At 34.9% G+C, this 21475-nt stretch carries 20 protein-coding genes; all 20 read right to left on the bottom strand.

Features of this window, described 5'->3' with window-relative positions:
• Positions 1-13: 13 nt before the first annotated feature.
• Positions 14-955, bottom strand: coding sequence for a phosphoglycerate dehydrogenase (locus ICN22_RS07885; RefSeq protein WP_216169905.1), 942 nt, complete (start codon positions 953-955; stop codon positions 14-16).
• 8 nt (positions 956-963) lie between these two features.
• Entirely contained in the window at positions 964-1725 is a 762-nt protein-coding gene (locus ICN22_RS07880; RefSeq protein WP_216169903.1) for an inositol monophosphatase family protein, read from the bottom strand.
• A complete protein-coding gene (locus ICN22_RS07875) occupies positions 1715-2320 on the bottom strand; it encodes a D-sedoheptulose-7-phosphate isomerase (RefSeq protein ID WP_216169901.1) in 606 nt (201 codons plus the stop codon). The genes ICN22_RS07880 and ICN22_RS07875 overlap by 11 nt, the downstream gene beginning before the upstream one ends.
• 1 nt (position 2321) lies before the next feature.
• Positions 2322-3347 (bottom strand): Gfo/Idh/MocA family protein, encoded by a 1026-nt coding sequence (locus ICN22_RS07870; RefSeq protein WP_216169899.1) that lies wholly within the window; start codon positions 3345-3347, stop codon positions 2322-2324.
• Positions 3337-4128, bottom strand: a complete 792-nt coding sequence (locus ICN22_RS07865) for a 3-deoxy-manno-octulosonate cytidylyltransferase (protein WP_216169897.1) — start codon at positions 4126-4128, stop codon at positions 3337-3339. Before ICN22_RS07865 ends, ICN22_RS07870 begins: the two co-directional genes overlap by 11 nt.
• Positions 4125-4901 (bottom strand): HpcH/HpaI aldolase family protein, encoded by a 777-nt coding sequence (locus ICN22_RS07860; RefSeq protein ID WP_216169895.1) that lies wholly within the window; start codon positions 4899-4901, stop codon positions 4125-4127. Before ICN22_RS07860 ends, ICN22_RS07865 begins: the two co-directional genes overlap by 4 nt.
• The gene (locus tag ICN22_RS07855) at positions 4898-5659 is read right to left on the bottom strand and encodes an FkbM family methyltransferase (RefSeq protein WP_216169893.1); all 762 of its coding nucleotides are present in this window, start codon (positions 5657-5659) and stop codon (positions 4898-4900) included. Before ICN22_RS07855 ends, ICN22_RS07860 begins: the two co-directional genes overlap by 4 nt.
• Positions 5660-5667: 8 nt before the next feature.
• The gene (locus ICN22_RS07850) at positions 5668-6522 is read right to left on the bottom strand and encodes an FkbM family methyltransferase (protein ID WP_216169891.1); all 855 of its coding nucleotides are present in this window, start codon (positions 6520-6522) and stop codon (positions 5668-5670) included.
• A gap of 3 nt (positions 6523-6525) precedes the next feature.
• Positions 6526-7125: a 6-phosphogluconolactonase gene (locus ICN22_RS07845; protein ID WP_369411585.1), complete on the bottom strand. Its 600-nt coding sequence runs from the start codon at positions 7123-7125 to the stop codon at positions 6526-6528.
• A gap of 56 nt (positions 7126-7181) precedes the next feature.
• Positions 7182-8255: a putative sugar O-methyltransferase gene (locus tag ICN22_RS07840; protein ID WP_216169890.1), complete on the bottom strand. Its 1074-nt coding sequence runs from the start codon at positions 8253-8255 to the stop codon at positions 7182-7184.
• Positions 8252-8959: a methyltransferase domain-containing protein gene (locus tag ICN22_RS07835; protein ID WP_216169888.1), complete on the bottom strand. Its 708-nt coding sequence runs from the start codon at positions 8957-8959 to the stop codon at positions 8252-8254. Before ICN22_RS07835 ends, ICN22_RS07840 begins: the two co-directional genes overlap by 4 nt.
• A gap of 39 nt (positions 8960-8998) precedes the next feature.
• On the bottom strand, positions 8999-10867 hold the full coding sequence (locus tag ICN22_RS07830) for a hypothetical protein (protein ID WP_216169886.1): 1869 nt from the start codon (positions 10865-10867) through the stop codon (positions 8999-9001).
• Between the two features lie 368 nt (positions 10868-11235).
• Complete coding sequence (locus tag ICN22_RS07825) at positions 11236-13158, bottom strand: asparagine synthase-related protein (protein ID WP_216169884.1); 1923 nt, start codon at positions 13156-13158, stop codon at positions 11236-11238.
• Positions 13159-13527: 369 nt separating this feature from the next.
• On the bottom strand, positions 13528-14673 hold the full coding sequence (locus tag ICN22_RS07820; protein ID WP_216169883.1) for a hypothetical protein: 1146 nt from the start codon (positions 14671-14673) through the stop codon (positions 13528-13530).
• Positions 14674-14898: 225 nt separating this feature from the next.
• The gene (locus tag ICN22_RS07815; protein WP_216169881.1) at positions 14899-15852 is read right to left on the bottom strand and encodes a putative PLP-dependent aminotransferase; all 954 of its coding nucleotides are present in this window, start codon (positions 15850-15852) and stop codon (positions 14899-14901) included.
• Between the two features lie 30 nt (positions 15853-15882).
• Positions 15883-16926 (bottom strand): FemAB family protein, encoded by a 1044-nt coding sequence (locus ICN22_RS07810; RefSeq protein WP_216169879.1) that lies wholly within the window; start codon positions 16924-16926, stop codon positions 15883-15885.
• 498 nt (positions 16927-17424) lie between these two features.
• Positions 17425-18642, bottom strand: coding sequence for an SDR family oxidoreductase (locus tag ICN22_RS07805; RefSeq protein ID WP_216169877.1), 1218 nt, complete (start codon positions 18640-18642; stop codon positions 17425-17427).
• Positions 18633-19643: a 3-oxoacyl-ACP synthase III family protein gene (locus ICN22_RS07800; protein WP_216169875.1), complete on the bottom strand. Its 1011-nt coding sequence runs from the start codon at positions 19641-19643 to the stop codon at positions 18633-18635. The genes ICN22_RS07805 and ICN22_RS07800 overlap by 10 nt, the downstream gene beginning before the upstream one ends.
• The gene (locus ICN22_RS07795; RefSeq protein WP_216170454.1) at positions 19643-20221 is read right to left on the bottom strand and encodes an MBL fold metallo-hydrolase; all 579 of its coding nucleotides are present in this window, start codon (positions 20219-20221) and stop codon (positions 19643-19645) included. Before ICN22_RS07795 ends, ICN22_RS07800 begins: the two co-directional genes overlap by 1 nt.
• A 37-nt stretch (positions 20222-20258) precedes the next feature.
• Positions 20259-21400 (bottom strand): IS3 family transposase gene (locus ICN22_RS07790; protein WP_216169371.1). Its coding sequence is split into 2 segments (ribosomal slippage): positions 20259-21133 and positions 21133-21400, totalling 1143 coding nucleotides; the frame shifts between segments, so codons are not numbered across the junction.
• Positions 21401-21475 lie beyond the last annotated feature (75 nt).

The following is a 21475-nucleotide window of genomic DNA, read 5'->3' as shown; positions in this document are numbered from 1 at the left end:
AAAGCATTACCGCTCAGCTTTCACTCATGTTGATGAGTGGCACCGTGTTGTTTTCTAGCCCTCTAATTGCCGCCAATCCCATTTCATATATTGCCTCCTCGGAACTTCCTCCTATATGAGGTGTTCCTATAAAACTATCTAATAGCAACAAGGGATTTTTTGTAGCAGGCTCTATCTCAAAGACATCGAATGCTGCGCCCGACACTTTTCCACTACGCATAAACTTTAGCAAGGACTCTTCACTTACGATACCTCCTCTAGCAGTATTTACGATCATTACATTATTTTTCATCTCGTTAAATTCATCATCACTCAATAGCTTTGATGTTGATGAGTCCAGTGGCAAGTGAATAGAAATGATATCTGACTCATTCAGAAGAAATTTTAGGTCAGCCTTTATCACATTAAATTTGGCGTTAAAGTCGCTGTATTCAATCCTATCAAATACAATTATTTTGCAATTAAATGGTGCTAAAAGTCTTATTAATTCCTTTCCTACATTTCCGCAGCCAATCACACCAAAAGTCTTTCCACTTAACTGGCCACCTATGCATTGAAGCCATTCGCCCCTTATCAAAGAGCTATTTCCCACCATGGTTCTTCTAACAAGTGAAAGCGCAAATGATAAGGCAAGCTCAGCAACAGCCAATTTATTTACACCTGGCGTCCAGCCTAAGCGCCTACCCTCTAGTGCCATTGCATTTTGATCTATCATGTCAAGACCAACGCCATATTTACTAATAATCTTTAGCTTTGGTAAATTTTTTAAAATTTCTAAATTTATTTTCTCAAGCCCTATAATTGCCGCATCTCGATCTAGAAGAAAGTCTGTAAGTTCATCGCCCTCATACTGCTTACCTGACTCATTAAATTTCACATCAGAATACTTCTCTTGAAGTAAGGATCTCAATTTCCCATTTCTAGAAAATGATCGTGAACAAACACCGATTTTCATATTTAATTTCAATTTATAGCGACCTTACCATTCGTTGCAGTCACATTTAATGCGTATGGATGATTGCCTGGCATTGCACTAACTACTCCGCCTGCTCCTTCTACTATTGCTATACCAGCTGCAACATCCCATATCATTATTTCATTTTCTGAATAAAACTCAATATCACCCCTTGCTAATTTTATTAGCGATATTGAAGCAGATCCCAACATTCTGATTTTTGCAAAAGAATTAAATAAATTTATTAAAATGTGGGTTATGGTTTCATTTAAGATCAATCGAGATGGCTTTCCTGTACAAGCGACACTGATACTTGGATCATTTTTATCTGAAACAATTATTTTTGACCCATTTACAAAAGATCCAACGCCTCTCCCCCCCCAATAGATATCCCCGCTAGGATATTCGACAACAACCCCAAACAAGGGAGTCATGCCAGAATATAAAGCTATTGAAATACCACATGGGCCTAAATTTCTTACAAAATTTATTGTTCCATCCAGTGGGTCAACTATCCACCAAAGTTTTGGCTTGGTAATGGTGTCGACATCTGCCGCTCCATATTCTTCTTCAGAAAGAATAGGAATATTCGTTTTTTTTAATTTCTTTTCAATCAATATATTTAGCTCTATATCAATTTTCGACTTTAATTCATGTAAATCTTCCGATTGAATTAAAGAATAGTCTCGATTATTGATATTTTTTAAATGCTGCAAAGACTCTCTCGCTGTATTTATTGCAAGATCAATCAACTCTGGACTATAAGTCATTCTTTAGTAATCTAATGAAATAGGAGCTTACGAGGTGATCAATTATTAGATGGCAATCTTCAGCTGGGCCATATTCCCCAATATCTGTAGGTATATGAATGCAATATTGTGATATTTCCTTCATTTTTCCACCTGTAAATCCAACCAATGAACATGATTTCATCTTTACTTTATTTGCATATTCCAATGCTAAAACTAAGTTCTCTGAATTCCCGGAGGCTGAAATAGCAACTAGTAAATCACCCTCATTTGCCAAGGATTCGAGCTGCCTGACGAATATCTGACTATATCCAAAATCATTTGCTATTGCAGTAATAATGGATTGATTATCACAAAGACTGATAGCTTTAAATGCAGGGGTTGCCTTACACCCAATACTTAGGTCATTTGCAAAATGACTTGCTGTTGAGGCGCTACCACCATTTCCAATAAAAAAAATCTGCGAATTACTCTCTCTCGCTGCAAGCAGTAGATTAACAAATACTTTGATTTGAGAAATGTCTATACAATCAAGTACATACTTCAAGTAATCAAAATAATTTTTAGAAAATTGTGAGATGTCATTTGAATATATTTTATCAATATTGTTTTTCATATTATGTTATTTTAAATTTATTTGACCAATTTTTGTCGGATTTATAAATATTATTAACCAGCTCCATTGTCTTTAATGCGTCGAAGGACGACCCGAAATTAATATTTAAATTTTGGGTTATACATTTTGTAAAAACTTGCATTTCATTATCCCAGGATGGATCTTTGTTATATCTAATTGTTTGCTCCCAAGGGTCACCCCGATCGTTATCGGGGTCCGCTTTGATTATAGTCAAAGTTTCAGCACCATAGCTTTTTGTCCCAGTTAATAAACCCCCTAAAATTAAAGAGCCTTTCTCTAGATTAATATCAAGATTAAATCTGTGTCTCCACTGAGTTGCTGATGAATGGATCATTCCAACAATGCCTTCACCCGTTTTCATTAATGCATATGCATTATCTTCAACATCGTACCCCCAATGGCTATTAGATATATGACTGCATACTTCAATAAATTCCCCGCAGAATAATCTCATGATGTCGAGCATATGAATTCCCTGGTCTAATAATACGCCACCACCAGCAATATCTCTCTTTGTTCTCCAATCAGGTTGATTAAACGTTATTAATTTCGCCTTTCCATAAACCCCGCGAATGCTTAAAATATTCCCAAGTTCTTTGGTATCTAAAATTTTTAAAGCATATTGAACTGATTCATGATATCGATGATTAAATCCATACATTAATTTTAAGTTAGGGTATTTAGCCTCCTCTATACGAACATTTAATATATCCTGAACCGTCCTACCCGGAGGCTTTTCACAAAAAACATGGGCACCTTTTTTTAGTCCCGCAATAGTAACTAACGAGGCGATGTCATTTGTCAAGCAAACAATGATTACATCCAAATCCTCTTCAAGCATATCCAGATAATTAGAAAAATACTTTATATCATCTACCTTAGCACTTTCTTGCAAGATGTTACGGTCGCATATTGCTTTAACTTCGAAATCAGGAATTTTATTAATACACTCGTGTCTTCTTTTTCCAACTATGCCATAACCAGCAATTCCTACCCTATAAGACATCCGTATCCCTGAGTAAATTTAATGAATAGTCAAGATAAAGATCATCAATCTTCATCAACTCTTCGACCTTAGCTATGTCAGGAGCCACATCAACCCCGATTAATTTGTCTGCTGTTAAATGCATTCTAACTGTGCCTTTGTTCTCTAACACTCTATTCATATCAATTGATTCACTCACCTCTAAAAATGATTCCGGTATTTCATTAAAATCTATTAATGCATCCCTCCTGAAAGCAATAATACCTGTTTGCATAAATGCTTTGTTCATATCAAACTGTGTTGGGTCGAAGGGAATCGGCTGTCTCGAAAAATACAATGCATCACTGTCCTTATCAACAACAACTTTAATATTATTCCTATCAGTGAAGTCATCAACACCGCCAAACCTAGTCATAACATTTACAATATTTACGCTCTCATCCACAAAAATTTTACTAAGCTCATCAAGCAAACTTGGATTTACCAATGGCTCATCACCCTGCACCATTACTACTATATCTACATGCCCAACCTTTTTCTCAGCTTCCATCATGGCCTCAGCAGTTCTTGTTGTTGCTCGAGTATGCCCGTCAGATGTCATTAGAATAAGGCCGCCAAAGTCAGCTACGCAAGATGCTATTGATTGATCACAAGTCGCAACATATACACCTACAAATGATTTAGCCCTAACTGCGCGCAAATAGCAGTGGCCAATCATTGGAATACCGCATATATTTTTTAATGGCTTATTAGGAAACCTGCTGGACGCCATTCTCGAGGGAATAATGCAGATTGCCTTCATTTTCTTAAAGAATCAATTACTTTTATTGATTGTCTTGCCATGATATCAATCATTCTCATATCTACACCGCAAGCTATAAATTTATATCCATCTAATACTGCCGCACTCAATAATTCAGGAATGGGCTCAACAATATGCATTCCCGGGGTGCAGCCAGCCTCTGACCCCAATTTCAAAATTTTTTTTAACGCATCCTTATATACTTCAGAGTTAAATTCTCCCGGAACTCCGAGGGAGCAAGATAGGTCGTAAGGTCCAATCAAAAATACATCCACGCCAGGAACGGATAAAATCTCACTTAAATTTTCCACCGCCTCCTTACTCTCAATCATTGGAATAACAAGTGGGCCCGATGCTTCTACCCAATTAAAATATTCTAGAAAATTAGTTCCATACGCTTGAGCTCTCCCCAAACCAACCCCCCTTGTGCCAGAGGGTCCGTAGCGAGTCGATGAGATGGCTTCGAGCACTTCTGCCTTAGTAGTAATATTAGGGACGATAATCCCTGCAGCACCACCATCAAGTGCCCGCTTAATTAAGTTTTCGTCATTACTAGTTACCCTCACTAGGGCTGGAACCCCACTTATATCAATAATCCGTATTAACTCGCCCATTTTTTCAATGCCAATTGTGCTGTGTTCTAGGTCAACGACAATCCAATCAAAGCCTGCATTGGCATATATTTCGGCAATACTTAATTCCGGAAGAGTGATCCAAGCACCCGCTGAAATCTTATCCTTAATCCTACTTCGCAATGCAAATGTACTTCTCATAGAGCGCCTTTATTTACATAGATAACATCAACCCAATCAGTTCTTCCATTCATGGGATTTTTTGCTATATGAGAAATATCATACAAAGTAAATCCAGAAGGTATTAAGTACTTCTCTAAATCTGAAAATGATAAAGAGCGTTCATAATAATCATAAAACATTAACTCAGTCACAACCACCTTTACAGCACTCAAGCGTGCACCGAGTCCAGAGAGTACTTCTGGCTCATGCCCCTGAGTGTCGATTTTTAATAAATCAATGGATTGAATATTTCGATCTTGACAATAGTCATTGAGTGAAACCGTCTTTACTAAACGACCATGATTGATGACCCTCTCATATTCTTGAATACGATCTAGATCTTTTTTCAACTCAGCGTTTAAATAAATTGAATCTAAGCTAGATAAGTTAATCTTGTTAAAGCCTGCCAAACCGCTGCTAATTTCATGCGTGAAAAAAGGCCTATCTTCAGTAGTTGCACCTACAGCGCAACTATTAATATATATTTTATCGGCCGATGAGCTTAGATTTGATGCAATTTTAAATAAGCTATCAGCGCACTCTACTTGGGGCTCAAAAGCATGAATGATTGCATTTGGCCACAAATTAATAAATTCCTCGATTGAGCTACCATTATTTGCGCCAACATCAAATATTGTAGGGGTTTCTATTTCTCCAAGAATGTGCCTTAAGACCTTCTGTCTATCAAATTTAGATAAATACTCAGCAGTTCTCTCTTGGTTTGTTTTATAGTTCATATTAATTTTTACTTATAGTTTTTATTAATCCAAATTTGATTGAATACCGCATTGAAATCTTTACTATTTTCAACGGTTTCAGAATGCAGTTTTGCAATCATCTCAAAATTATTTGAAACTAAAATGGATCTAGTTAGTTCTGATTGCTCAATAAATTGATCGTTAATTTCCACTAAGATACTCTTTACTTCTTTTAATAATCTAGTCGCCCCCTTCAATATTAAATGCTCTATTCCATCTACATCGATTTTTAAATAATCAGGCGGGTCAAGACCCAAACTATAAACAGCAAAATCTAAAGAAATTCCATAAATACTATATTGAAATATAGGCTTCAATTCGTTTCCATCATGCCCCAGAGGTTCGCCGAATGTAGATAACGCACCACCTTGAATAATATTAGATAGATAAAATTTTCCAAAACCTTCCCCATCACTTAACGCCAAAGGAAATATTCTTACTAAATTATCTAACTTATTTATATAAATATTTTTGCATAAAAGCTCTAAATTAAATACTGATGGCTCAAATGCAACAACATGGGAACCTTTCTTAGAAGCTGCATAACATGAATATAACCCAATATTAGCGCCTATATCCCATAAATTAGCGCCCTCCTCAAATTCATCTATCCATTTAAGTGTTTCAGGCTCTTTCGTAGAAAATGTACTAGCTCTATATCTACTAAGGGTATTTGGTACATAAAAATTTAGATCTATATCTTCATGCTTAATTAGTAATTTATTATTCTGAGATGTGGTATTAACTAAATCAAGAAAATAACGCGCTAAGCGAATCCGCAAAAGAGCAGATACAAATAAAACAGCTAAATAACTCATTAATTGCTTTAACGTCGTCTTCATTTTCTAGTCCTTAATATATATATTATATAAAGGGCTATTTTTATCCCCCGTAAAAGCCACCTTTTTTGCAATTCGTCTTTTTAAAACGTTGTTTAATAAAATATAAACTTTTCGACAATTTTTATCAATAAAATTATAATTTATAGTGTATCTCTCGAACGGTTCAGCCTCTCTTTTAACTATAATTAAATTATTGTCAAACTTTTCAGCGTCCCTTCCAAAGGATATAGATGCAATATGTCCATCAGGCGCCAATCCAAGTACTAAAATATTTATATTATGCTTAAGCAATTTTTCATACTTTTTTAAAGCAAAAGCAGCACTATATTTGACATTAAAAAAATGGTATACATTTACATTTCTGCATCTAGAGTAAATCTTTTTTATTGCCCTATAATTACTAAATTTATTGTATTTATCCACGCATCTTTCATCCGCTAAGAACATTTTAATATTTTTCAAATTTCCTGCAGTTATCATTTCAGCCAACCTGCAATGAACTAACGATGCAGCCTTTCCCGCCGCTGTCATAATTCGCACACCACCATTCTTTTTATAATTATGTTTTATTTCTCTGTAAATTATTTTAGCGGAGGTGTTAATCCAATCTCGTTTAATGTTTAAGATTGAATAATTTTTTCTTTTTAAATAAAAAATAGCTACTTCCTTACGCCAATATACTCAAATACACCAGATGTATGTGGCTTTAATTTGTAGAAAAACAAAAGCGCTTTTTTAACATAAGCTACAAAAAATAAACAATTTTGCATTCTTATCGTTGTATAGTTTTGAAAAGGATAGTCTAAGACTGTTAGTCCATTATTATATGTTGGGGCAGAGTCATACCTATTTACTGTAAAAAGAAACCTCGAACTTTTAAACACGTTTGAATTTATATATTTATTGAACCAATATCGACTCATCTCACCGAGCGATAAAAAATTAGTTACTAAATCAACTTTAGCGTCTTTTAAGAAATCAAAAAGCTCAACTGGAACTAATATGAAATCATATTTACTAATAAACTCAGAATCTATTATTCCATTGGCTAAAATATCGCTTGCATTTGCAATTTTCAAATCCGGAAACTTATTTGATAAATAATATTCTGCAAGTATCATCTGCCCTTCTAAATCAACAAGTATATGTTTACTTTGAGGAATATTGAATTTAATTAATCCAGAAAATACGCCATAACTAGATCCAATATCTAAGCCAATAAAATCATTTGGTAATTCTCTACTGATTATTTTCTCAAATATGCTGTAAAAATATATGTGCCTTAAATACCTACCAGTTAAATTTTTAGACTTATGCCTATAATGCATTGGATTGCCAATTGCAGAATCTTCATTAGCAGCAAGTATTCTAATTGCACCTTCTTTTTCAACAATTGCTAATTGTTTTTTAATCAAACGCAACTCACCTCGCCTTGAACCAATTAAATAATTGATAATACTCATGAACCTATAAAATATTTTATTTTTAAAATATATATTTTTTAATGCAACTGAAGGATAATCGCTAACATATATTTGCTTACCTCTAAAATTTTCTAAATTTTCTAAATTAAGAACATTAAAGTTGTCATACAGTAACCCAAGATTTATTTGATTACGCTCAGACCAATCGCCAATATCATAATATTTCTGATTTTTAACATAAAGTCTTAATGCCTCTGCTCCTAAATTGATTTTCTTGTAAAGCTCTATATTTTCAATATAATTTTTCACCTAATCACCACCCACCCTGAAAATTCTCCATATCTAAATATTTGCTCTGATTTAAATCCTTTCGTATTTTCTTCGAAAAATTTATTGGGCAAAGGTCTTTGCTGACCAGCTAGCGACATTTCTTTCTTTACAATCTCTTTAGGATTAACTCCAGATGAAACCTTACCAGCTATTGTAAGCCTTCTCATTACAGTTCCTAAATATCCATCAACAGCTTCTACCTTATCAAATATTATTAGCGCACCACCTTTTTTCATTTTTGAAAGCAGATTTTGGAAAAAATTTTCTTGTTCACTAACGGGTAAAAACATTATCAATAAAAAACATACGCAAAAGTCATAATTCTCAATTTCAATTTCTCTAACATCAGAAACAATTAATTCACCAACACCTCTCCATATCCTTGCCATTTCCTCACTGTAGTCTACTGAAATAGCTTTAACACACCTTTTTTCAATTTCACTCTTTAGTGATAATGTAATATTTCCTGTGCTTGCTCCAAGGTCATACATAATCCCTTTTTCTGGTAGATAATGCCTGCCAAAATGAGCAACCATATCTGTAACCATCTCGTACCATGGTAACTGCTCTCTTACATGTTTTTCAAAGTTGTCAGCAACTGATTTATTCTTGAAAGTCCAATCATCTGGTATTTCTGTCAAATCACCATACGTACCAGTTATTTTTTCTTCACTTTTATTCATTTTTGACAATCCCTCTTAAAACTTATTGCGTTCGTTTCATTATTTTAATAATTGATTTATTTTATTTTCAATACGTATGCTGGCGCTTGAATCTTGATAATGATTGAAGTACTTCAAAATAGAACTCCAATCTCCAAAGTCTGAATTTTTTGCCCCAATCTTTGCTTCCCTCATCTCTATTATGGAGGCTATAACGCTTTCCATGCTAGCTCTTTCGATATTTACCTTTTCATATATCATATCTACAATACACTTGTAGGTTACAGAATTTAAAAGCGCCACCCTTTTCCCGCACAAGGCAGCCTCAAGCGCTGCAGTACCACCGAATTTGTGTGAAATACATATATCAGATGCATGAGCAGCCTCAGCAGGAAGCACATCATTTCTTTTTCCAATCTTTCCACTCGCTAACTCGAAATACCTTCCGGAGCTAATGGCCTTATTGATTAAACAATCTTTTTTGTACCATATACTCGGTCTGTACCTAAAAAATTGTGGCTTTACTATCAAGCCAACCTCTTTGTTCTCTAGTAAATATTTAATTAGGCAAATAAATTCCTGATAGTGGGATTCATTACTAACAGTCCCCCATTTGTCATGATCAACACGCTCATCAAAATAACAAATCACAAAATTTACACCTGATTTTTTAAAATTTTCCCTAAGTTCATTTGCACGGCCTATCAAAACAGGATTATTAAAATCAAATAAATACCCATTAGGTATTATATTTTTCGGTCCAAATTTACCTAACGTATAAATATTATTATATAAATTTGAGAATGTAAAAAAATAATCGGAATTAGTTAACATCATAGTTGAGATTCCTCCCAAATTAGAATATTGATAACCAATCGTCTTAATATTAAAATTTTCTGAAATTGCCTCTATTGCATCTGAGAATTCATAATATGGCTCTTCATTTACAAATACTGTAATTTTTAAATGCAAAACTAGAGCGCCCATCAACTCTGAATTTCTTAATAGAATAATCATTCTTAATAGGATTAAAATATTCTTATGTGTTATATTTAATATAAGCTTGTACCTTACTTTTCGAATATTACTAATATAATCAGATTGATTATATTTTTTAAGAATACTATTTAATATACTAAATTCAATAGGATAAACATTTATTTTATTGAAAGTAGTTATGCTCAATCCTTTAGCATAACTAAAACCATCACCTAAAATATAAATAAATTTATCCGATAATTGACCTTCGATTCCCCTCCAATAAGGTTGCCCACGTAAGGATTTATCTATGTCTAACGTATTCGTGCATATTGTTAGGACAGAATTTTTCTTATTATTTGGTAATTTTTGATATTTAAAGAAATCTCTAAATTTTATAGATCCTAAAAATCCTTTATATATTAAAATTCCGAATAATTTAACCAGCGCTTTCGATCTAACAATCCAATTACTATACAGATTAAAATTTACTTCTGGATAATATTTTTTAATATTCTCAAAATTAACCTCGCAAGAATCCATCATAACAAAAGATATTGGTTCTTTGAATAAGCTAAGAATTACCTCTGCCTGTAATGTGAATCTAAAAATCTCTGGTAGCAATTTTTTTGCGTAATGCAACACAACAACTTCTTGCTTTAAAACTTTATATATAGGTTTTATTTCTTCTTGTGATTCTAACTCCTCGTTTGCCAAATCTATGGCTATTTTATTAGCTAATTTTGAGGCTACAAAGCTAACAGACTCTCCAGCTCTGTCTTTTAAATTTCCAGAAAAAAAATTTATATGACTAACCTCAATGCCTTGTATTAATATTATTATCTCGACAATTAAACTATGTGACCTATCTTCAAGTACGCATATTTTCTTCTCTCCAATAGACAGTATTTTCAAAACTGAAGAAAAGCTTAACCTATCAAGATAAATCATATTTTATTGGATTTAATAAATAATAATGATATTAATTTTTTATGATGTTATTATATCTAGATAAATTTCTATAATATAATTCTTAACTATAATAATATTATAAATATAATCTTTCTTAAATATTGATTTTTCATATAGGTAGGATTATTTATTAAACTAAACCTATTATTACAGAAAAAATAGCGCTTTTTGAAGCGGCCTAAAGGTTAAAAAAGCATAGCCTTACTAATTCTAAAATAAATAAATGCTTAACTATAGAATTTATAGTTGAATAAAATCGACTTTGCCACCTGAATACACATATACTTTAATCATATATATTTCATTATAGCTACACAACTTTCAAGTATATTAATTACACAGGGCTACTAATAAACCCCCACTAAAGAATGGTTGCCTAAAGATAGTATATCAGCCACCTCTTGACCCAGTAATTCTTCGCCCTCTAAATATTTTTTTATTGTTTTATCTATATAAGATAAATCAAAGTATTCCTCATTCAGAAGATTAATAAATGATTTTTCACGGAACCTACTCTTAAATATTGGGGAATACGAAGATGAATGTAGTATTTCACCTCCTAAACTAAACTCAGGCCTTATATCGTAGGTGTAAGCATGTGGTCCAGATTGGTATTCGTATGGATAATCAATTCTATTCTGTAACATCCATTTTAATGGATATTTCGTATTATTTAAATCTAATCCCCTACCCCAATCTTCAGGCATAGCTGATAAAAAATCGATAATTTGAGAATCATAAAATGGCATGTGGCATTTCAAACCATGATGAACAGCAGTATGCTCTAAGGTTGAAACAGTAGATCCCTGCCAGTGAAATGAATGGTAAAGGTGGAGATAAAAAGAATATAAATTATCTGGTGTAATTTCTTGTAGAATTTCCCCAAAATACTTAGACTCAGATATAGATGAATAATTATGAGCCCCATTGGTTGTTAGTAATTTTGTGTTGTTGATTGAATAAAATGGTAACCGCCCAGGCCTTAAGAAAAATGAGGAAAGCAATTGGTTCGTGATGCCTTCCTTAGTGTCAGCTGCTTTATCCAATTTAATTTGACTATTTTTGTCAAGAAAAATATTCCAAACGGGATCCACTTTATAAGTACCATTTAATATTTGCTGATAAAAAGTTGGGCCAAATAAGTAAGAGGCCATTTTATCGCTATACTCCCTAAAATCACGAGAGGCCGGATGGAATATCGTTACATATTGACTGAATCCTAAATTATGCGCTCCATCACTTATTTCGCCCGCAAATATAGCCTCATTTCCATTTGAAATTCTAGCAGCAGCCTCGGCTAATTTCCAATGGTTTATCCCAACCAAACTAGCAAATTGCTGGGATCGAAAAATTGGTAATATATCACCTAGAATATTTCCAACATCCTTAGTATAGTCAAGCTCAACAACGACTAATTCAATTGAATAGTATTCTGCAAATGCTTTAGCTCTATCAATTTCAAACTGATTAATTACGCCACTCCTATCTGAATATCTCATTCGACCTATGATGGCCTTCACCTTTCTGTTACCATGTAAATGAATTAAGGTAGCTAGTATTGCTGTGGAATCCCAGCCTGAAGACAGGTATACAATATTTCCATCACTTGATGATCTCGATCTTATTGCCTCTATAAAAAAATTAGCGTACCTATTGAGATCTTTATGTTCATAAACAGGGGAAATTGTTCGAGGCTTAAATTTCCTCAGCAGTATACTTAGCGCGCCATCTTTATAAAAGAAACCTTGATTTACTCCGAGACGGGTGACATTTTTATAAATAGTGTCTTGCTTTGCGGGTCTAGATCCGTAAATTGCTAGACTATGGGCTAATCCAACTTCATTTAGCTCCGACCTAGCGATTGATATTGGCAGAGCATCCATGCCAGATGCAAATATATATCCCCCCTCAATTTTTTGACAATAAATGTCAATACGACCATATTGATCTGTCCAAATCTCTATTCCAGTTTCATTATGTACTTTTAAAAGTACAAATCTTCCCTCTATATTTGGTATTAAATCAGGATTTTCTAATAATCCCGGATCTATCTTAATCAATGTCGGGGGAGATAGTGAGCCGTCGGCTTGTCGAATTCCTACCAAATAACCAAATAAATAAAACTTATTTCCGGTAGTGTTAGTCCATGAATGAAAGAGGTTATTTCCTTCAATTTTTAAATTATCGCTAATGAAATGCGTAAGCTGAAATTTATTAAATAAACTTTTGTATTGGTGAAATTTACCACAAGATATTCTAATATCTGTCATTCAATCCTGACTTTCTTTTTAATCAAACTTATCATCAAAGTTTCCTGTTTACTTATATTATCAGAAATAGTGATGGCTTTAAAATTCAAAGCTTACCTGATGCAGGAGATCAATCATAAATGTTCCAAATTCAAATGTTATGGGCTATCCTTTTAATGATAAAGTAAAATACTCATTAGATGCTTAGAATTAAATTTTTTGATAGGGTCTTACATTAATACTTAATTGTTTGAAACCTCTCATCTTCAAGCAATCCGTTATAAAAAATATTGTAGTAATTTTATTTGGCTTACTAATTATTATTTGTATAAATGATGTTATCACTTCAAGCTTTTTTAATTATGATCTGATAAAACTGAGGATATTTTACTACAATGCATCGAGATCATTAATGCGATGAAAGGTACGCCTGATGATTTTTTCACTTATTTTATTACCTACAAAAAATGGGGGGACTGTTCCCATAAATAAACCATTTGCAATTATACTTAACTCGACTTTAGTCAAATCACATGGGGCAGTAAACTCTCTATGTACACCAAAAAGATCTTTTAAAATCTTTTCTGGAGAAAATCCTGATACAGCAGAAAAAATATCGAGTAATAGCACTGGGTTAAGAGGAACCGTCATTATTCCCTCGTTTGGTATAAATCGATGCTCAAAGCGCAGATGAACCCCCTTCATAAACTGGATGGCTGGATGATCAAAAGATATAGGCAACACAGCTTGCTGCTCATTCTCTTTGCTGAATTTAATCAACTCCCCAAGCATAGCCTTGCAACAATCCTCATAAAACTCTGGTAGAAATCCAAAATCAAGCACTTGATTCTTATTAGAAATAAAGTATCCAATAAATTTATTTCCAATCATTATTTCAATAAATTTATATAGATTCATTTCTGAGACTTGATATAAGATCCATTGCCATTGCTCTGTAGATCTATGAATTAAACCCCAGTCATTTTTTGCGGTATTTATCCTTGCTTTTTCATATTCATGAATGCGATTATAAAAAAAACATTCCTTACAATAAGCTTTTGGTGATAATAAATAACCTGGTTCTATTTTTTCTATGAAACATTTAGCATATGAGCTAGCTGTAATAAAACCAAATCTAGCGTAATAATTCTCCATTATTTTTCTGCCGCTACCTATTCCTAGAGGGAAATTCAATTTACTTAAAATAGCTAAGGATTTATTTAGGAATGTGATGCCGTAAAATGGTTGAATAGAATCAATTTTACTGACACAATAATCGCCAATACCGATAATGTCAAAATTGATATTACCCAATTTTATTTTACGTATGCTATATCTGATACACGCTACAACTTTAAAGTTTTTTTTAGCTATAATAAATCTTGATGGAATATAATCATCCTGAATGATCTGGGCACGTTTTTGGGTAATAAGATTATTTTTGGTATAACCGCCAGGGAAGCTAATCGAATAAAGTTCTAAGGCTTGCCTAACATCCTCACTTGTACTTCCAAATTTAATTTCAATTTGATTCATTTTTTATCATAGACCTCTACATGAGGGGAACTGCGATAACATCATCAAAAAATTATGTTTGTAGTTTAAAAACATAAACTAATAATATTGTTCGCAATATTTATGTAGCGACCTTCCCTATGTTTTTGAACCATAATTAGATACCGCTTAAATATACTCAAATTGCTTGCATTGAGAGTGCTTTAAATTCAAGTTAACAATATTCTACAATTTATTTAAAATTCTTTAGCCTTTATTTAGAATCATTTTTATTATGTGATTAATCCATGATCGATCTATATCTTGGTGAATAGGTATAGGAAGAACTCTCTCTACTGAGATTTCAGCATTTTCTCCCATCCTTTCAATCATTCTATATCCTGCAGATAAGCCAAGCTCTGCAATTTCACCCTCTGGATAAGAGCTCTGAATTGGAATAGCGCATGGTAAACGATCTACTGGCTTTGGCAGCCAACTAAGAGCATATGGCCAAAGAATTTCTAGGTTTTTTTGACGCATAGATACAATTTTTTCCCAATTTTTTATTCCTGAAAAAATTTCACTAACTTGTGATTTTGAAATTCCGCCCATATTTGGCTCTATACCCTCCCAGCATAAATGAGCTCCCAATGCCACCTTTCCGAATAATCGTAAAGACCATAAAAATACACCGCCACCTCGATTGTCCCGAAGTTTTTGAGCTATAAGCGCTGATTTCTCAGTACGACACCAGAGCACTCCCCCAGATGTAGTGCCCAAAATTTTCGGTAATGACCATATTTCAAAACTACCGCCTCCAGGAAATAATTTTGTACCAATTTTACAAAGCGTATCGACACAATCTTCAATCGTATTTTCGGGTAAATCAACCTCCTGAACAAAGCCCCATTGGTGATAAACAACTCTTAAATTTTCTTTTTTTGCATATGGGCCGCTTAATGGGGTTGAAACTCTTGAAATTGTATCTAAAACACAATGGCTAGCGTAAGAAAATACACCAACAAAATCTTTCCTAGATACATTACTTTGCAGTAAGGCAGCAGAAAGAGCTGCCCGCCCGCTAGAAAATAAAACAGGGTAGCCCGATGGAAACATCTCATGGAGTCGCGCTTCAACCTTTTCTATACTCTTTGTACAAAAAAGTGATTTGATAACATTGAATAAATTACTTTTAGGCCAAAGAAAATGCTCAATTTTCATATTCACGTATTACTTTCAGTTTCCTGAAAATTAAGAAGACAATGCATGGCGCAATAGATAGCGTGGGAACATATGCGAGGAGAATCCCTGCTTAAAATTACCTATCGATATTTCTTTAGCTGTGGGTTGAGGTTTAGCGGATAGATAAGGCCTTGTTCCTAGGCGATACCAATGAACCCCTCTTTTTTTTAGTTCAAGAATAGCCTGAAATTGAATAAGATGCCCTAATGGCCGATCAAACAAGTCACGCCTATAGGCGCCAACACTATAAAATCCCTCGTCACGAGTAAAATTAAAAAAACCTCCTCCAACCATTGCCCCGGCTTGGTCCCTTAAGTACACCAGAAATCCATCTTTATTCACGATGTCGTCAAAATGAACTTTCCAGGTCAAGTCAGAGCGAGTCTTCCTGCCTGCAACAAAATAATGAAGATTTTTAAACTCATTCCAAACATGTTCATCAGAAACGTCCAATACAGCGATACTCCATTCATTTTTCCTAGGAATAACTAATGATCTATAGCTTTTTCTAAATCCAGCCTTAATGTCACTAACTGTCCTTTGAAGATCAACAAATAAATCGTATTGAATCGTACAAGATGCGCCATTAAGCATGGCTTCTGAGTGCCAAGGTGAAAGCCCAATTAAATCACTAAACATCACCTGGCTTTCAAATTCAGATACTTTAATCTTAATTGCAAGAAACTCGGCCATCTCTATACATTTTTTAAAAATTCTTTTTTGAGTGATATTTGGACAACTAGCAATAAAAAGGGGGGGTAATATTGGCAGACCCTGGGAGCTCAGCGTCTCGCTATTACAGTTAGTTGACATGCTTAGAGGCCAGATAGCTACGGGCTCATTATTCCAATTAATTACCATTGATATATCTTCGCTCTTACTAACGTGAGATTTATGATTGGCCCACTGAAATTCCAAACTATTATTTGTATATAGGACTGGAATATAAGAGGCACCCCTGAGAACAGTCATCCATTTATCTAAAGATTCCAATCGAAAACTAATATTTAGTCCATTAATATCAGCGTAATTTTTAACTACATTAACATACATAGCTTTATGCTTTTCTGAGATAGATCATTTTGAATACCCCCTATAGTGAGGGTATTATTCCATAATTGTAATTTGAGCTCTCTATTCCATTCTATTTTTTTATCAAGGACAATACTCAAAATAACGGGAATTAAGAACCATATAAGTCTCAAGCTAACTTCAGTTAACCATTAAATGAAAATATCAGGATCATAATTAGATACTAAAAAGGTAATTTTATTACCTTAGATTAAGAATTCTGTTTATTAATCTATAAAAAATCTATTTCGCTATTAAACAATATTTTTTATAACAGTCTAACGATTCGTCTAATTGACTAGCTGATAATGAACAATGGACTGAATTACCAGCCATCTAATTTCGGATTTTACTTACTACACTAACCCATCCCCGTTAAACTTATCACTTTTTATTAACCGAGTTTTTTAGCATGCTATTTTTATATAGGCAGAATAACTTTACAAAAATGAAAATGATACTAAGCCACTGAATACAAAGCTACATAGTCAACCCACCAGAAACTGAAAGTGTTACTCCAGTTATGTGCCTTGAAGATGGGCCTATTAAAAATGCAATTACTTCCGCTATCTCTTCTGGTTGAGCGAGCCTACGTAATGGCGTGTTCATCTTAGCTAGCATTTTAGTCTTTTCTGGAACGTTGGTAAGCATATCTGTTTGAGTCATGCCGGGGGCGACTATATTAACTCGAATTCCTCTTGGCCCATACTCAACTGCAATCGTCTTTCCTAAGGCAGTTAATGCTGCTTTAGTAACAACATATGAGCTTTGGTTAATTGGAGGCACCCCTTCAGTAAAAATTGACCCTAAGAAAACTATAGATCCCGTACCAGACTCAATCATCTTTGGCAATGCTCTTTGAACGCAATTAAATGCACCTTTCAATTGAGTATTTAAATCATTTTCCTGCTTAGGCCAGGCTTGCTCTAGAAAGGACTGAGGTTCAGGATTTAACGCAGCACAATGGACAATATGCTTAATATATCCGATAGCACTTTCAATGTTTGAGAATATTTTGTCAACATCCGCCATAGATGACACATCACCCATAGCTAACAATGCTATTCCGCCTGCATCTTGAATATCATTGGCAACAAGATTGGCTGCGCTTTCATTCTGAAGATAATTTATCACCACTGGGTAACCAAGCGATGCCAATTTCTTCGCTGTTGCAGCACCTATTCCTCTACTAGCCCCTGTAATTAAAACTGGTTCCTTTTTTTCCATATCTTCCTTATTTGAAGTTTCATGTAAATTAAGTAGCTTTACCTTGGCTTGCCCAGAGACAATATTGTTACCAAGTTGATTTGTAATCGTAATATCCAGCACTAAAATTCTAGAAGCAGTAGATATCTGTTTTACTACTGCATTGACCACAATTTCATCGCCTACAAATGCAGGTGCCATAAATTCTAATGTTTGCGAAAGCCAAAGAGCGCCCGGACCTGGCAAAAGCATGCCAATCATTGTTGAAATATAAGATGAAGTTAACATTCCATGAACTACTGGCCTACCAAACTGCGTTCTCTTTGCAAAATTCTTGTCCAGATGAACTGGATTAAAGTCACCAGTTAAATTTGCAAAAGCATCTATATCCTCTTGAGTAATTAAATGCTTAAGAACACAGGCTTTACCAACCTCAAATTTATTTATGTCATCAGATAAAAATTCTGGAAGCATTTGTAAATTTAGTACCATTTTAATACTGTCGAACCAAAAATAAAACCAGCCCCAACTCCAGAAATTACAACTAAATCACCCCTTTTTAGATTATCGTTGCACACTGAATCACAAAGCGCTATGGCTAGTGATGCATCTGCAGTATTGCCATACTTATCAATGTTAATCAAAGTTTTAGAAAGTGGTAAATTCATTCTAGCCATCATGTATTCTATCAATCGCAAGTTGGCTTGATGAAAAATAAAAAAATTTACATCTTTTACTGTTTTACCAATTTTACCAAGAGAGCGATTTATTACGATCGGTTGATATTTAATGACCTGTTTCCAAACCTCAAGTCCATTGAGCTCGTAATTTTGTAAGGAATTATTTGCATCTTTCTCGCGAAATGGAAAGCTTGAGCCTCCGCCACGCATACGCACTGCATCAAATACTTTGCCATTTGATAATATTTCGTTATGTAGAAACCCATAACCAGCGGGAACCTGTTTAAGAATTGCAGCCCCGGCACCATCGCCAAAATAAATTGCAGAATTTGGATCGCTCCAATCAATAAAACGAGACTGTAAAGCCAATCCTATTACTAGAGCATATTTAATGGTTGAATCTAGCCTCATTCGATCGGATACTATTCCGAGTCCAACCTGAAATCCAGTGCAATTTGCCATTACATCAAATGCGCCCGCATTAATAGCTCCAAGTTCCTCTTGAATTCTACAAGACACTGCTGGGAAAACATAATCTCCCGTAAACGTACAAGTCACAATTAATCCAAGTTGATCTGGCAAAATACCAGCCATCGTTAAAGCGGCTTTTGCCGCCTTAACGCCCATTTCGGATGCTGACTCGTTCTTTCCAGCTCTACGTCTCTCTAAAATACCAGTTTTTTCTTCTATATAACCAGGAGATAGCCCTGTTTCTCTTTCAATCCGATCATTTAGAATTATCTCATCTGGTAAGTATTTACCAACACCAGATACACTTACACCATACGTTTCGGAATTAAAACTTATTGTCATTAAGATTTACAGTCTTCTTTACAAATATTGTAATTTAAATTTAGCCATTCTCTAGCTGAATCTGCAAGCCAATAATTATTGTGCCCTGGAAACAATACATCCTCATTTTTCAATATATTCTTTAGCTTTTCAATAGATTCATTTAATAACAAAGGACTTCCGCCAGGAAGATCTGATCTGCCAATTTCTTCGTATAGAAGTGTGTCGCCAGTAAATATTGCCCCACCCCATAAATAACATACACTCCCCGAAGTGTGTCCAGGCAGATGCATATACCTAATTAACTGCCCCCCAAAATATAGAGAGGCATCATCTATAAAAAGAGGGTTTTGAGGTACTTTAATTTTTCTTTTATCTAAACTCATTGCATATAGAGGCGCTTGTCTAAGTAAGCCTTTATCAGCTGAATGCAAGTAAAAAGATATTTTGTATCTTTCTGCAATAGCAGAAACTGAGTAGATATGATCATGATGAGCATGAGTTAATAAAATATATTTCAAATTACCGCCAAAATCATCAATAAGCTTGATAATCTCATGCTCATCATCGCCAGGATCAACAACTGAACTGCTGTCAATTTAGGTCCAATACCAAAGAGAGTTTTTCTATAGTAAATCATTGCAGCAACATGGGTTGATTCTGGATTATTTTGGGCACTTGGGTTTGAGGTGCTGGTGGTCTGTAACCTAAAGCGCTATGAGGCCTGACTTGGTTATAGTGCTTGACCCACTCCCCCACGATGATCTGGGCTTCTTTTAGGCTATAGAAGATTTCTCCATCTAATAAATTGTCTCTGAAGGTGCCATTAAAGCTTTCACAAAAGCCATTCTCCCAAGGACTACCCGGTTCAATGTAAGCGGTTTTCACTCCAACCCCAGATAACCAACTACGTAGCTCTTTAGCAATAAATTCTGGGCCATTGTCCGATCGAATATATTGCGGGATACCGTTGTCAATCATGGCGTTGGCCAGTTGTTCAATCACCTGGATCGATCCAATTCTTCTAGCGCAGTGGATCGTTAAACACTTTCTAGTGAACTCATCAATCAGGGTGAGCATCCGGATCTTGCCACCATACGCATCTCTAATGAACACAAAGTCATAACTCCAAACATGATTGGGATAGTTGGCTCGAAGCCGCATACAACTGCCATCGTTAAACCAGAGCCTACCTCTAGGAGGTTGCTTTTGTGGGATCTTCAGACCCTCTTGCCGCCAGATACGAGCTACCTTGCTTGTCGTAGCTTGTCCCCAGCCGGCATTACGCATCATCCCAGCAATAAATCGATAACCATATCGGCCATAGGTGCTCGCCATACGGATGACTTCAGCCCGTAGGGGCTCTTCGTCATCTTTAGGCAGTGGCATATAACGATAAGCTGCTCTGGATAGCCCCACTAATTCACAAGCTAAGCGCTCTGATGTTGAGTATTTATTCATCAACACCTGAGCAGCTGTTTTGCGTTTAGCAGGGCTTAGAAGTTTCCCTTAATGACTTCCTTAAGCATGACCTCGCGCAAGGAGAGATCGGCAACAAGCTTCTTTAAGCGGGTATTTTCTAGCTCTAGATCTTTGTACTTACGAGCCTGATCGACTTTCATACCGCCGTAGATCTTGCGCCAACGGTAATAGCTTTGCTCAACCGTACCCACTTCTTTACAAGCCTGGGCTAGGGTTTTGCCATTGGTGGTTAAAACATCGATTTGACGCAATAAGGTGACGATTTGCTCGGGTTTAAGACGCTGACCTTTTGCCATATTTAGCACTCCTTTAAGGTGAAGATTATCAAAAATCCTCTCTTCTAGGGTGGTACTAAAAATCAGGTCAGTTCA

The sequence above is a fragment of the Polynucleobacter bastaniensis genome (assembly GCF_018882205.1).
GTDB classification, from domain to species: domain Bacteria; phylum Pseudomonadota; class Gammaproteobacteria; order Burkholderiales; family Burkholderiaceae; genus Polynucleobacter; species Polynucleobacter bastaniensis.
This window is presented reverse-complemented; position numbering and strand designations above follow the sequence as displayed.

Bases quoted from the DNA above. Each gene is read 5' to 3' on its own strand.
- ICN22_RS07855 (WP_216169893.1), bottom strand. From the start codon at position 5,659: ATGAACTATAAAACAAACCAAGAGAGAACTGCTGAGTATTTATCTAAA.
- ICN22_RS07835 (WP_216169888.1), bottom strand. From the start codon at position 8,959: ATGAATAAAAGTGAAGAAAAAATAACTGGTACGTATGGTGATTTGACA.
- ICN22_RS07865 (WP_216169897.1), bottom strand. From the start codon at position 4,128: ATGAAGGCAATCTGCATTATTCCCTCGAGAATGGCGTCCAGCAGGTTT.
- ICN22_RS07815 (WP_216169881.1), bottom strand. From the start codon at position 15,852: ATGAAAATTGAGCATTTTCTTTGGCCTAAAAGTAATTTATTCAATGTT.
- ICN22_RS07885 (WP_216169905.1), bottom strand. From the start codon at position 955: ATGAAAATCGGTGTTTGTTCACGATCATTTTCTAGAAATGGGAAATTG.
- ICN22_RS07880 (WP_216169903.1), bottom strand. From the start codon at position 1,725: ATGACTTATAGTCCAGAGTTGATTGATCTTGCAATAAATACAGCGAGA.
- ICN22_RS07820 (WP_216169883.1), bottom strand. From the start codon at position 14,673: ATGAATCAAATTGAAATTAAATTTGGAAGTACAAGTGAGGATGTTAGG.
- ICN22_RS07800 (WP_216169875.1), bottom strand. From the start codon at position 19,643: ATGACAATAAGTTTTAATTCCGAAACGTATGGTGTAAGTGTATCTGGT.
- ICN22_RS07825 (WP_216169884.1), bottom strand. From the start codon at position 13,158: ATGACAGATATTAGAATATCTTGTGGTAAATTTCACCAATACAAAAGT.
- ICN22_RS07870 (WP_216169899.1), bottom strand. From the start codon at position 3,347: ATGTCTTATAGGGTAGGAATTGCTGGTTATGGCATAGTTGGAAAAAGA.
- ICN22_RS07830 (WP_216169886.1), bottom strand. From the start codon at position 10,867: ATGATTTATCTTGATAGGTTAAGCTTTTCTTCAGTTTTGAAAATACTG.
- ICN22_RS07805 (WP_216169877.1), bottom strand. From the start codon at position 18,642: ATGGTACTAAATTTACAAATGCTTCCAGAATTTTTATCTGATGACATA.
- ICN22_RS07810 (WP_216169879.1), bottom strand. From the start codon at position 16,926: ATGTATGTTAATGTAGTTAAAAATTACGCTGATATTAATGGACTAAAT.
- ICN22_RS07875 (WP_216169901.1), bottom strand. From the start codon at position 2,320: ATGAAAAACAATATTGATAAAATATATTCAAATGACATCTCACAATTT.
- ICN22_RS07860 (WP_216169895.1), bottom strand. From the start codon at position 4,901: ATGAGAAGTACATTTGCATTGCGAAGTAGGATTAAGGATAAGATTTCA.
- ICN22_RS07850 (WP_216169891.1), bottom strand. From the start codon at position 6,522: ATGAAGACGACGTTAAAGCAATTAATGAGTTATTTAGCTGTTTTATTT.